Consider the following 13,262-nt stretch of genomic DNA (forward strand, 5'->3'; position numbering starts at 1 on the left):
AGCGAGTGCAAAAGTACTAACTATTTTCCATTCCACCAAATGTTTTGAGAAGAAAATCGCTTTTTCTTTTATTTTTTAACAGTTATAAACATCTACAACTCATAAAAATCACTCTTCACCTTTTATATATATTCATAAGCGCATAAACAAATCAAAGCAAGGTGACATGATTAGCTGCAATATCTACCAACTTTTTTCGTCTTGCCACACCTATAATATAATGTGCATCCTTAGAAGAACAATGAAAGTGCTTTTTCACCCCCTTTACAAGTTCGTCCTTCGTAATAGAACGCACTCCTGCGGGATATGCTCCGCGCACAGCCTTCTCAATATCTCCCATATTAAACTCATGATGACGCTTATGAAAGTAAGACGACACCATGACCGCAAACACAATCACCAAAACGATGATAAAAAATAATACTGACTGACTCATGATAATAAACTTTAATCGGTTAAAACGATAACTGCTATCGCTATTTTTCTGCAAATATAAGAAAAAAAACGTAAAGCAGTTCACTTTCTCCCGTTTTTTTGCAGAAAAAGGTTATTTTTTTATCGTTTTTCTCAATTATTTGTTGATAATCCAAAAATATTGTGTATTTTTGCAGCAAAGGAACGCCATTTACATATGACACTTCCCCACTAACAATAAAAGTATAACCATAAAAACATAGAGAAAATGCAAGAAACTGTAAAGAAAGTATTGACAGGTGACTTCAATCGAAAGAAGGCTCTGATGTTTCTCATCACAGCCTTAGCCACAATTCTGGTATGGAACTTACCCATCGACAGCTTTGGAATCGAGGGTCTCACTGTTGTACAACAACGTGTAATCGCCATATTCGTAATGGCAGTGATGCTATGGCTCACAGAAGCAATTCCAGCTTGGGCCACCTCAGTAGTTATCATTTTTGTACTGCTATTCTTCGTCTCCGATTCGGCTTTTGCCGTCATGCAAGGTTCAGAGGGAGAGTACGGCAAGCTATTGGACTACCAAGGTGTAATGGCATGTTTCGCCGATCCAACAATCATACTCTTCCTGGGAGGTTTCGTACTAGCCATCGCAGCTACCAAAAGCGGTCTTGACGTACTGATGGCAAAAACATTGATTGCCCCATTCGGCAAGCGCTCGGAAAACGTACTATTGGGGTTTATGCTCATCACCGGTATTTTCTCCATGTTTATCTCCAACACGGCCACAGCTGCAATGATGCTTACCTTCCTAACCCCAGTATTCAAGTCGCTCCCTGCTAACGGAAAAGGAAGAGTAGCGCTGACTATGGCCATTCCTATCGGAGCTAACCTCGGTGGTATGGGAACCCCTATCGGAACTCCTCCTAATGCTTTTGCCTACAAGGTTCTCAATGACCCCGCAGGCTTGAACCTCGGAATAGGTTTTGGAGAATGGATGGCAATTATGGCTCCGATGGTTATCATCATGCTTTTCTGCGCATGGTTTATCATCCGCAAGATGTTCCCATTCTCACAAAAGACTATAGAATTAAAAATCGATGGCAATATAAGTCACAATTGGCGTACTATAGTTGTAGGTGCCACATTCTTCCTTACCATCCTTCTTTGGGTATGTGGCAAGCAACTAGGTGTCAATGCCAACACTGTGGCTATGCTTCCAATTGCCGTTTTTGCCTTTACAGGCGTGGTAACAGCCAGCGACCTGAAAGATATAGATTGGGCCGTCATCTGGATGGTTGCCGGTGGTTTTGCTCTCGGTCTCGCCATGAATGGAACCGGCTTAGCAGAAAATGCAGTAAACAGTATCCCTTTCGCCGAGTTTAACCCATTAGTAATTATGGTGGTCTCTGGATTAGTTTGCTTCATACTAAGTAATTTTATCTCAAATACAGCAACTGCCGCCCTGCTCATCCCGATCCTTACCGTAGTATGTTCAGGAATGGGCGACAAGTTGACTTCTATAGGAGGAACCCAAACTATCCTCATAGGCGTAGCAGTAGCAGCCTCTTGCGCAATGTCGCTTCCAATCTCTACTCCACCAAACGCCATTGCCTACTCCACCGGTCTTATCCAACAGACAGACATGGTGAAAGCAGGTCTTACCGTGGGCGTACTAAGTATGGTAATCGGCTATGCTGTACTCATCACATTCTGCCGTCTTGGCTTTATGTAAAAAAGAAATTTTAAGAAGTATTAAATATCGGCACTGCAAAATAAACTCGTTTTTATTTTGCAGTGTCTTCTTTTTACCGTAACTTTGCACCCATGAAAAAGATAGTTATTGGAATAGATGTCGGCATTTCTACTACAAAGATAGTAGGAATAGACGAGAGTGGGATGGTTATCAGCCCTATTCGCATCAAGGCCACCGACCCTATCACCTCCTTATATGGAGCATTTGGAAAATATTTACACGACAACAAAATTAGCCTCGACGAGGTAGAACAAGTTATGCTCACCGGTGTAGGTTCTGCTTACATTGATGAACGAATCTATGGTCTGCCTACATCGAAGAGCGAAGAGTTTGTTGCCGATGGACTCGGTGCACGATACGAAAGCAAGCTTGAGCGTATGATTGTGGTAAGTATGGGCACAGGAACCTCCCTCGTAAAGTGCGACGGCAAAGAGATCAAACACATCGGCGGCATTGGTATTGGTGGAGGAACACTAGCAGGCCTGAGCCGAATTATGCTCAAGACCGATGACATCAAGCAGATTGTAAACCTTGCCAAAAACGGTGATGTATCAAAAATCAATCTGCTAATAGGAGACATCAGTGCAAAACCTCTACCTGGACTTCCTATGAATGCAACAGCATCGCTCTTCAGTAATGCCAAAGCCAACGCCTCCCGTGAAGACATAGCAATGGGGCTTATATGGATGGTATTACAGAGCATCGGCTCAGCAACCATACTCTCCTCCCTAGAATCAGGCATCAAAGATTTTGTAATGATAGGCAACCTGACACTTTTACCACAATGCAGAGAAGTATTCCCTGCTATGGAAAAACTCTATGGTGTAAGATTCAGAATCCCTAAATATTCAGAATTCTGCACTGCCATAGGTGCTGCACTAGACTATAAAAACAAGACCGAATTATCTTAAAAGCAGGTTCAAACCATACCTTCATATCAAGAAGGAGCAAGTTACAAAATGGCGCACAACACCACAACCCCAAGCTACATAAAAGGCACAACACCACAATGCGCTGAAACTGAACAGATTAATCATTTTGGGAAACCACTCTTAGAACAAGTTTCCCAAAACGATTTTTTAAACACTTGATACTCAACGACTTAATATTTTTTAACACAAGAAAAGTTGTCCAAAACGTACAACTTTCATTTTAAATTCTTATCTTTGCATTGTCGAAAAGATGGTATTTATAGCCACTTTCAAGTATAAAGACTTAGTATCAAGCAATTTAAATATCAATTATAAAAGTAACACAAGAAATGATTCAAACTGTAGTTAAACGTGACGGACGCATCGTTGGTTTCAACGAGCAAAAAATCATGGCTGCCATACGCAAAGCCATGTTACATACCGATAAGGGGGAAGACTCCTCTTTAATAGAGCAAATCACTGACCACATCGCATATCGCGGCAAGAGCCAGATGAGCGTAGAAGCCATCCAGGATGCCATCGAGCTGGAACTTATGAAGAGTGCCCGCAAAGATGTTGCTCAGAAATATATTGCCTATCGTAACCAGAGAAACATTGCCAGAAAAGCTAAGACCCGTGACGTATTCATGAGTATTGTCAATGCAAAGAACAATGACATCACCCGTGAAAACGCCAATATGAATGCTGACACTCCAGCTGGCATGATGATGAAATTTGCTTCAGAAACCACTAAACCATTCGTTGACGATTATCTTCTTTCCCAGGAGGTACGCGACGCCGTTACACATAACTACATCCACATCCACGATAAAGACTATTATCCAACCAAGAGTTTGACTTGTGTTCAGCACCCATTGGATATTATCCTCAAGCATGGTTTCACAGCAGGCCATGGCTCTAGCCGTCCTGCTAAGCGTATCGAAACTGCAGCCGTATTAGCATGTATCTCTCTAGAAACTTGCCAGAACGAGATGCATGGAGGTCAGGCAATTCCTGCCTTCGACTTCTATCTGGCCCCATACGTACGTATGTCGTACCAGGAAGAGGTAAAGAATCTGGAAAAGCTAACAGGAGAAGATCTCAGCGACCTCTACAATATTGATATTGACGACTATTTAGTGAAAGACCTGACAGGCTTGGAAGGTAAAGAGCGCCTGGAGCAGCATGCCATCAACAAGACCGTAAACAGAGTACATCAGGCAATGGAGGCATTCATTCACAATATGAACACAATCCACTCTCGTGGCGGTAATCAGGTTGTATTTTCTTCTATCAATTATGGTACAGATACAAGTGCTGAAGGTCGTTGTATTATGCGAGAGATTCTGCTCAGCACATACGAAGGCGTAGGAAATGGAGAAACAGCTATCTTCCCTATCCAGATCTGGAAGAAGAAGCGTGGCGTTAACTACCTGAAGGAGGATCGAAACTACGACCTCTATCAGTTGGCTTGCAAGGTAACCGCTCGTCGTTTCTTCCCTAACTTCCTGAATCTCGATGCCACATTCAACCAGAATGAGAAATGGCGCGCTGACGATCCAGAGCGTTACAAGTGGGAAATCGCCACTATGGGTTGCCGTACCCGTGTATTCGAAGACCGTTGGGGCGAGAAGACTAGTATTGCACGTGGAAATTTGAGCTTTTCAACTATCAATATCGTGAAGCTTGCCATCGAATGTATGGGCATTGAGAACAAGCAACAGCGTATTGATATGTTCTTTGCAAAACTGGACAACATCCTCGACATTACCGCCAAGCAACTCGATGAGCGCTTCCAGTTCCAGAAAACAGCGATGGCAAAACAGTTCCCATTGTTGATGAAATATCTTTGGGTAGGAGCAGAAGACTTGAAGCCAGAAGAGACTATCGAGAGCGTTATCAATCATGGAACACTGGGTATTGGTTTCATCGGACTTGCAGAATGCCTCGTAGCACTCATCGGTCACCACCATGGTGAAAGTGAAGAAGCACAGGATTTAGGCTTGAAGATTATTACTTATATGCGTGACCGAGCTAACGAGTTCAGCGAGCAGTACCACCACAACTACTCCATCCTGGCTACGCCAGCAGAGGGCTTGAGCGGTAAATTTACCAAGAAGGACCGCAAGCAGTTTGGCATTATTCCAGGAGTTACCGACCGTGACTACTATACCAATAGTAACCACGTACCAGTTTACTATAAGTGTACAGCCCTCAAAAAAGCAAAGATCGAGGCGCCATATCACAATCTAACCCGTGGTGGTCACATCTTCTATGTAGAAATTGACGGTGATGCTACTCACAATCCAGCAGTCATTTCAAGCGTAGTAGATATGATGGACAAATACAATATGGGCTATGGTTCAGTAAACCACAATCGCAACCGCTGTCTCGACTGCGGATACGAGAATGCGGATGCCAACCTTGAAGTATGTCCAAAATGCGGTAGCCATCACATAGATAAGCTACAGCGCATCACAGGTTATTTGGTGGGAACAACCGACCGTTGGAACAGCGGTAAACTTGCAGAGCTTCACGATCGTGTCACCCACATTGACACCCCACAAAAATAAGATAAATGATTAGTATTTTAAGTATAGTGCACGACACAATGGTAGATGGTCCGGGATTCCGGACCTCTATCTATTGTGCCGGCTGTCCTAACCACTGCCCCGGTTGCCATAATCCTCAATCCTGGGACATCAACCATGGCACAATGACCTCTACAGAGGACATTCTGAAAGAAATTATGGAAGATCCTTTCGCCAACGTCACCTTTTCTGGAGGTGATCCGATGTATCAGGCGGAAGGCTTTGCAGAACTGGCGCGCGCCATTCGGTCAGAAAGCGATAAAGATATCTGGTGCTTTACCGGTTATAGATATGAGAATCTACTGAAGAATCCAAAACAGCTGGAATTATTGAAGTTGATAGATGTATTGGTAGATGGCCCATTCATGAAAGACCTTCGGGACGAGGACCTTTTCTTCCGTGGCAGCAGCAACCAGCGTATTATCAACGTACAAAAATCCCTGGCTCTAGGCGAAGTAGTAGAACTTCACCTCACTAAGGACAATCCGAATCCTGAGCTTTAAAATTTTAAAGCCCGGGATAGGATATTACTTTTTGAACTATATATTCAATCTATAGATACACCCAATTGTTGGAGTAGATTTTTCACATAACCTCTGTTCCAATCCGTTTCATGCAGGCGTTCTGAATCAAAAAGCAACAAATCAATATCTACAGCAATAATCCCCTTTCTACTTTCAGCAACCCTCCTTCCGCATTTACGCTCTATGTTTTTGATTGCCAATAAGGTTCGTTCCATATTGACATTAGTATAGCCAACTCCTAGAGTATTTAGGAATTTATCTGATGACAACCCGATAGGCTCCGTCCAAAGCGAAGTACCAAAAGTCATATCTTCGAAAGTAGCCTCAAGCCATTTCTTTGCTTTCAGAATATGAGCCTCCTGATCAACATTAGAACCCAACGCTATCACTATTTTTACTCGTTTACTTTTCATATTTTTATAATTTCAGTGCAAAGTTAGTAAAAATTCTTAAATTAAGTATCGCTTATCCGTTTTTTTTGTTATTTTTGCACTATGAATAGAATAAAAACGTATATAATAGGTATTCTTTTACTCATCTGCACTCCATCTCAAGCACAGATGAAATGGAATCAGACCTATCAGACATATATCAATCAGTATAAGGACCTCGCCATCGAGCAGATGCTTCGCTATCGTATACCAGCCAGTATCACCTTGGCACAGGGACTCTTTGAGAGTGCAGCAGGCAAGAGTGTACTGGTCTTACAAGGTAACAACCATTTTGGCATCAAATGCCACAACTGGGCTGGTCCAACCCAATACCACGATGACGATGCCAGAGGCGAATGTTTCCGAGTATATCAAGATGCCAGAGATAGCTATGAGGATCATAGCAAATTTCTGGCTAGGCAACCACGCTATGCCCGCCTGTTTGAACTTAACCAGCGCGATTACAAAGGCTGGGCTAGAGGTTTGAAACAATGCGGATATGCGACAAATCCACAATATGCCAATAAACTGATACAAATCATTGAACTCTATAAACTTTTCGATTATGACAAAGCAAAGCGATATGATCGATTTATGGCAACACATAGCGGCACAGACCAACCCGTCAATGCGCAAGGCATATTACACCCTATCCAGAAGTTCAATGACAACTATTACCTGATAGCCAGAGAAGGTGACACCTTCAAGGCACTGGGTAAGGAAGTAGAAATCAGCTGGCGTAAACTTGCAAGATATAACGAGCGCGACAAACATACGGTATTGCACAAGGGGGATATCATCTACTTGAAAAAGAAGCGCAAGAAGGCTCCAAAGCAGTACAAGAAGCGTCCTCATATCGTGCAACCAGGAGAAAGCATGTACACCATCTCACAAAGATACGGAATCCGCATCAAGTACCTCTACAAGATGAACAAGCTTGATCCTAGCTACCAGGTCAAGGTTGGAGACAGACTGCGAGTGAGATAATCACTCGCAGTATAAAAACTCATTCATCGCCCCCAAAAGGCTATCATTACCATACTATATAAATAGAAAACAAAAAAATACAAGATAAGAAATGAAAAAGAACATTTTATCTCTAGCAGCTCTGGCAATAATGATGTTGCCAAGTGATATGCAAGCACAGAATTTCGACGACTATTTCGTTGACAAGACTTTGAGAATAGACTATACTTTTGCCGGCAACAAAACCCAGCAGATGATAGCTGTAGATGAGCTGAACGTAATGCCTCGATGGTATGGAAAGAAACAGCAACTCAGTGAGCTACCAGTAGAAGGCAATGGTCAAATAACAGTTAAAGATCATCGCACAGGTAAGGTTATTTATCGTAACTCATTCTCTACCCTGTTTCAGGAATGGCTCTCAGAGCCAGAGTCAGCCGGCAACACCAAGAGTTTCGAGAATGTATTCCTCGTACCGATGCCTAAAGACACTATTGATGTGACACTCGACTTGCGCAACAACCGTCGTGAGATTATGACCTCTCTCACTCACCAAGTTGCACCAAGCGATATTTTGATTCACCACAAGGGCGAAAAGCCAACGCCTTACGAGACCTTGCAGCAAGCAGCCGACACTACCCGCTGCATCCACATCGCCTACGTAGCTGAAGGCTATACGGAAGAGGAAATGCCAATATTCCTTCAGGATGCAAAAGAAGCAAATGAAGCCATTTTTAATCACGAACCTTTCAAGAGCATGAAAGACAGGTTCAATGTAGTTGCTGTAAAATCAGCATCTCTTGAAAGTGGCACAAGCGAACCTGGCAAGGATATATGGAAGAAAACTGCTTTAAGTTCACATTTTGACACATTCTATAGTGAGAGATACCTCACCACACTTCATCTCAAAGACCTGCACGACTGTCTGGCTGGCACCCCATACGAACATATCATCGTATTGGTTAATTCTACAAGATATGGTGGAGGCGGAATTCTCAATTCCTACAATCTCACCACCTGCCACCAGAAATGGTTTAAGCCTGTTGTAGTGCATGAATTCGGTCATTCTTTTGCCGGACTTGCTGACGAATATGCCTATGAGAGCGAGCAGGTACCGATGTATCCTCATGATGTTGAGCCATGGGAAAAAAATATCACCACATTGGCAAACTTTCACGGAAAATGGGAAGATATGATCAAGAAGGGTACCAAGATTCCTACCCCACTTTCTAAAAAGGCGAAAGAGGCAGTAAGCAAAGTTGGTGTTTTTGAAGGTGCAGGCTATAGTCCAAAGGGAGTGTATCGCGGTGTACAAGATTGCCGTATGCGCATCAACGAGACACCAGAGTTCTGCATAGTATGCAAGAAAGCTCTACAAGACATCATCGACTTTTACACCAAATAGATAGAGAGGAATCAGGAGCCCCAAGCTCCCATTATCCAAGAACAATAATAATTAATGAAATAAACACCAATCGCTTATGAAAGAGCAAACCTTAAACATCCAGTATCAGGTAGTTCAGTTAGATGAACTGAGCGACATTGAGCAGCAATTGGTAAAGAAAGCCATGGAGGCCACCAATAATTCTTATGCCAACTACAGCCACTTTCATGTAGGTGCAGCCTGCCTGTTGGCTGATGGCAGAATCGTAATTGGAGCCAATCAGGAAAATGCAGCCTTTCCATCCGGTCTCTGCGCTGAACGCAGTGCCATCTTCGGAGCCCAAAGCAACTATCCAGAGCAAGCTATCACGACTCTAGCCATAGCTGCCCGCAACGAGAATGGCTTCCTCAAAAGCCCGATCTCCCCATGTGGCGCATGCAGGCAGGTAATACTAGAGATGGAAGACCGATATCAGCAACCCGTTTGCATCTTGCTCTACGGCGAGAACTGCACCTATCGCTTCCACAGCATCAAGGACTTGCTTCCATTCTCATTTGTAGATGCCAATATGAAAGAATAAAATTTTGGATTATTTCTTCAGATTAGTATTCATACAAACATATAAAAAGGCACGAATCCCCCAGGAATTCGTGCCTTTTATGTTATTTTTCTGTTTTATGTTATTCATCAAACTCATAACAGCCCGCATCCGGTTTATCATCACGAAGAACGCCCCGTCGGTCAGTTGGCAATGAAGTAGCTGTATCAGCCACTCCTATGGCAGCCGATTCCTTGCGAAGCCTGAAATCATACTTCAAATTATCCGTATCAAATAATCGGAAATGTTTCTCCCCAAACTGAGTCGTATCCTTTAAGTTCTCATATATGGTATTCGTAAATTTCAAACTATCTTCAGTATTCATCTTTTCAGTACGAAGTACACAATGATCGAAGCAGAAATTACATTCTTCATCGTTCTTCGGTGAAGTCCATACCACCTCATCATCATGATATCCTGTAACTATAGAATTCACGACCTTCAAGTTTAGAATTGGAGGAACAATACCTATAGCTGTGGCACGACGTCCATCAAAAGGATAGAACTGGGCTATGGTGCATCCGTTCACTTCCACATCACCACCCTTTACATAAAGCGTATGATTCAAGGTGTTGGATAACAGACAATTATACAACTGCACCTTAGCCGAATCAACGGAAAGACCATATCCCTGACAATTATGAATGGTAGAATGCTGTAAAAGCAACTTCTGACGAGTGATATCCGAACAAGGTTCTATCCTAATACCATTATAAGCACTGTGGATGTCAGCATAGCTGATGACATTATCCGATGAAGAAGGCATGAAATGAATACCTTGCCACCGACCAGGCGTCCGATCATAAGGAAGATAGTCGAACATATTATCCATACGATCTCCCCGCATCACCACCTCATTATCTTTCTCTCCCAAGATACGCAACGAACCATAAACATCAAGTCCGGCATTCTCATGAAAATAGAAATGCGTACCAGGCCCAACAGATAGCGTTACGAGACTATCAACAACCATTCCGCCATACACAACAACAGGGCGGTTGCACTGAATCGTAGTATCTTTCCTGATTCGAAGATTTTTGCATAAAACAGCATCCCAGGAGTAAGCTTTTAAGTTTACTTTCTGCTGCACCCCGCTTTCCAATGTAAAGAGCAGATTATCCTCCACTAACTGAGGTGAATTCTGATATTGCTGATGCGAAGTAAGTTCTACGAAAACACGAATACTATCGCCCTTTCTCACCTCTATATCCTGAGTCTGATAGCCGGCAGTCGATCCTAGGAACGAGCCATCCACATTTACCCGAAATCCCGTCTGGTTACCATTTTCCAGTCTGACAGTAGAACAACGCAGCGACTTTCCCGAACGATTATACACCCAAAAGCTTCGAGTAGGTGTAGGCACATTCGAGAACGTAGTATCCAGGCTTACTGTATCTGCAGAAAACGCGAGCAAGTGAGAACGTGACGAAGAAAAGCTCTCCTCATCAGCACAACCAGCCATCGCTACAGAAGCCATACAAGCGATAATGATATTATAAAAAAATCCCTTTTTCCGTTTCATATTTATAGAACGGAAAAAGGGATTAAATATTGTATTACTCTAACCATTCTCAGGTTAGCAGTTTTCCAAGAAAACCAATATCCTGCTACATAAACATAGCAAAGATAGAAGAACCTATTACGGTCATCACACCACAAACCACGATGGACAAGCTACTCATTGCACCTTCAATAGTACCCATCTCCATAGCTTTAGCCGTACCCAAGGCGTGAGCAGAACAACCGATGGCAATACCCTTGGCAATAGGTTCCTTGATACAAAGCAGCTTGAGAAACTTCTCTGCAAAGATATTGCCTATCACACCTGTAATGATGATTACGACAACCGTTACAGAAACATGACCACCCAATTCCTCAGAAACACCAATACCGATGGCAGTGGTGATGGATTTTGGCAAGAATGTAACATAGGCTGCATGGTCGAAGTGGAACACCAAAGCCAGAAGAAGTACAGAGCAGAGACTTGCCAAGACACCCGACAAGATACCAATGAGCACAGCACGGTAATTCTTCTTCAGCAATTCTACCTGCTGATAAAGCGGGACTGCCAAACAGATGGTAGCCGGGGTAAGCAGATAACTGATGATATTGGCACCCGCATTGTAAGTCTTATAATCTACTCCCGTAATCAGCAAGGTACAAATAACCAAAATGATGGAAATCAGCAACGGATTCATCAAAGACCATCCTGTTTTAATCTTCAAAAGCAATCCGATGGCGTAAGCAGCCAAACTGATCAAAACACCAAAAAAGACAGAATCCTGAAACAAGGAAATCATTTTTTTGCCTCCTTTCCTCTTTTGATAACAAACTGAGTGAACCATCCAGAAACTGCCATCACCACAAAAGTACTGACAACAGTCACAACAATATACTGCAACCATGCACTGGCAATAGAATGCCATGAGTCGATGAGTCCCACAGCTGCCGGAATAAACATCACTGGCATTACGGCAATGAGGAAACTGCTGGTTTCCCTTATATGTTTCACCTTGATAACCTTAAGTTCCAATGCCGCGAACAACAAGACAATACCATAAATACTGGCAGGTATCGGCAACGGCAACAGATAATGGAGCAATTCTCCTGCGAAAGAGAACGCTATGATAATTAAAAACTGAATTAAAAGTTTCATCCTAAATACAAATTACTTTAAAAATTAAGTAAGCATCATTATCACCAATAAGCCAAACTTACAAAACTGCTTCCGCATAAGAAACAATCGCTTGCGCCGTTTTCTCTACACCCAAGCGAACCGTATCCAGACAAACGTCATAATCGTTGGCATTTCCCCAAGTCAACCCCGTATAGTAACTATGATAAGCCACACGGCAATCATCTACATGTTCCACAAACTCAGCCGCCTCAGCATAAGAAAGCTTCTGCTCCTCCTTGATCTCCGCAATACGAGCCTTTACATCACCCTTGAGGAACACCGACACCAAGTCTTTGCGTTCACGGAAGATGTAATTGCCACAACGCCCGATAACGACACAATTCTCCTGTCCTATCATATCAGCCAAGACACGAAGAGGTTTTTCTGTAAGTAATCTTTGATTCTCACCCAGGGAAGACATTGAAAAGAGCAGTTCGTCAACAGGATCTTCATCGAAGAAAGCTTCCATCTCATCCAAGACCCCACGCTCTTCCGCCATTTCCATCAAATTCTTACGGGTATAAAACGGAATACCATAATGTTCTGCAAGCAGTCTGCCTACCCGAACAGCGCCACATCCACATTGGCGCGCAATCGTAATAATCATGATAGTATAAATTTTAAATTAAACGTATATCGTATATAAAGCAAGAAAGCTAAGAAGATTTGATTCTTCTTAGCTTTCTAAAGTCGGGGCGACAGGATTCGAACCTGCGACCACCTGTTCCCAAAACAGGAGCGCTACCGGGCTGCGCTACACCCCGCTTATACTAGAGCAATTTACCATCAGAGATTTGAAGTCGGGGCGACAGGATTCGAACCTGCGACCACCTGTTCCCAAAACAGGAGCGCTACCGGGCTGCGCTACACCCCGCTTTCTTCTCATAACGAAATTACTTCTTTGCAGTAAGCATCATTTCTGAATTGCGGGTGCAAAGGTACAACATTTTTCTTATTCCACCAAATTTTTCAGCAACTTTTTTTGTAAAAATATGCATTTATTCAGTTTTTTC

General features: G+C 42.9%; 13 protein-coding genes and 2 tRNA genes. 7 read left to right on the top strand and 8 right to left on the bottom strand.

The window, feature by feature from the left end:
• Window positions 1-151: 151 nt before the first annotated feature.
• A complete protein-coding gene (locus tag DXD25_RS12080; protein WP_089544131.1) occupies window positions 152-436 on the bottom strand; it encodes a hypothetical protein in 285 nt (94 codons plus the stop codon).
• Between the two features lie 246 nt (window positions 437-682).
• Here DXD25_RS12080 and DXD25_RS12085 point away from each other — a divergent pair, with 246 nt between their 5' ends.
• From DXD25_RS12085 to nrdG, 4 genes are all read left to right on the top strand, one after another.
• Window positions 683-2,149 carry a DASS family sodium-coupled anion symporter gene (locus DXD25_RS12085; RefSeq protein WP_117663730.1) on the top strand — a complete coding sequence of 489 codons (1,467 nt, stop codon included), beginning with the start codon at window positions 683-685 and terminating at the stop codon, window positions 2,147-2,149.
• 92 nt (window positions 2,150-2,241) lie between these two features.
• Window positions 2,242-3,081, top strand: a complete 840-nt coding sequence (gene coaW / locus DXD25_RS12090; protein WP_089544133.1) for a type II pantothenate kinase — start codon at window positions 2,242-2,244, stop codon at window positions 3,079-3,081.
• 350 nt (window positions 3,082-3,431) lie between these two features.
• Window positions 3,432-5,654 carry an anaerobic ribonucleoside triphosphate reductase gene (locus DXD25_RS12095; RefSeq protein ID WP_117663731.1) on the top strand — a complete coding sequence of 741 codons (2,223 nt, stop codon included), beginning with the start codon at window positions 3,432-3,434 and terminating at the stop codon, window positions 5,652-5,654.
• 5 nt (window positions 5,655-5,659) lie between these two features.
• On the top strand, window positions 5,660-6,175 hold the full coding sequence (gene nrdG, locus DXD25_RS12100) for an anaerobic ribonucleoside-triphosphate reductase activating protein (RefSeq protein ID WP_117663732.1): 516 nt from the start codon (window positions 5,660-5,662) through the stop codon (window positions 6,173-6,175).
• Between the two features lie 44 nt (window positions 6,176-6,219).
• On the opposite strand, the gene DXD25_RS12105 is transcribed toward nrdG, so the two are convergent.
• Window positions 6,220-6,609, bottom strand: coding sequence for a 2-amino-4-hydroxy-6-hydroxymethyldihydropteridine diphosphokinase (locus DXD25_RS12105; protein ID WP_089544136.1), 390 nt, complete (start codon window positions 6,607-6,609; stop codon window positions 6,220-6,222).
• A gap of 81 nt (window positions 6,610-6,690) precedes the next feature.
• On the opposite strand from DXD25_RS12105, the gene DXD25_RS12110 reads away from it, so the two are divergent.
• The 3 genes from DXD25_RS12110 (at window position 6,691) to cdd (ending at window position 9,554) form a co-directional block, all read left to right on the top strand.
• Window positions 6,691-7,614, top strand: a complete 924-nt coding sequence (locus DXD25_RS12110) for a glucosaminidase domain-containing protein (RefSeq protein ID WP_117663733.1) — start codon at window positions 6,691-6,693, stop codon at window positions 7,612-7,614.
• A gap of 91 nt (window positions 7,615-7,705) precedes the next feature.
• Entirely contained in the window at window positions 7,706-8,995 is a 1,290-nt protein-coding gene (locus DXD25_RS12115; RefSeq protein WP_117663734.1) for a M64 family metallopeptidase, read from the top strand.
• Window positions 8,996-9,071: 76 nt separating this feature from the next.
• Window positions 9,072-9,554, top strand: coding sequence for a cytidine deaminase (cdd, locus tag DXD25_RS12120; protein ID WP_117663735.1), 483 nt, complete (start codon window positions 9,072-9,074; stop codon window positions 9,552-9,554).
• 100 nt (window positions 9,555-9,654) lie between these two features.
• Here cdd and DXD25_RS12125 read toward each other — a convergent pair whose 3' ends face one another.
• From DXD25_RS12125 to DXD25_RS12150, 6 genes are all read right to left on the bottom strand, one after another.
• Window positions 9,655-11,049, bottom strand: coding sequence for a right-handed parallel beta-helix repeat-containing protein (locus DXD25_RS12125; protein ID WP_233522304.1), 1,395 nt, complete (start codon window positions 11,047-11,049; stop codon window positions 9,655-9,657).
• Window positions 11,050-11,179: 130 nt separating this feature from the next.
• Complete coding sequence (locus tag DXD25_RS12130) at window positions 11,180-11,872, bottom strand: LrgB family protein (protein ID WP_089544141.1); 693 nt, start codon at window positions 11,870-11,872, stop codon at window positions 11,180-11,182.
• A complete protein-coding gene (locus DXD25_RS12135; protein ID WP_089544142.1) occupies window positions 11,869-12,228 on the bottom strand; it encodes a CidA/LrgA family protein in 360 nt (119 codons plus the stop codon). The genes DXD25_RS12130 and DXD25_RS12135 overlap by 4 nt, the downstream gene beginning before the upstream one ends.
• 58 nt (window positions 12,229-12,286) lie before the next feature.
• Complete coding sequence (locus DXD25_RS12140) at window positions 12,287-12,856, bottom strand: AAA family ATPase (protein WP_117663737.1); 570 nt, start codon at window positions 12,854-12,856, stop codon at window positions 12,287-12,289.
• A gap of 83 nt (window positions 12,857-12,939) precedes the next feature.
• Window positions 12,940-13,013, bottom strand: a tRNA-Pro gene (locus tag DXD25_RS12145).
• A 36-nt stretch (window positions 13,014-13,049) separates the two neighbouring features.
• Window positions 13,050-13,123: transfer RNA gene (locus DXD25_RS12150), tRNA-Pro, on the bottom strand.
• Window positions 13,124-13,262 lie beyond the last annotated feature (139 nt).

The organism is Prevotella sp. TF12-30, from assembly GCF_003436715.1.
Lineage (GTDB): Bacteria > Bacteroidota > Bacteroidia > Bacteroidales > Bacteroidaceae > Prevotella > Prevotella copri_A.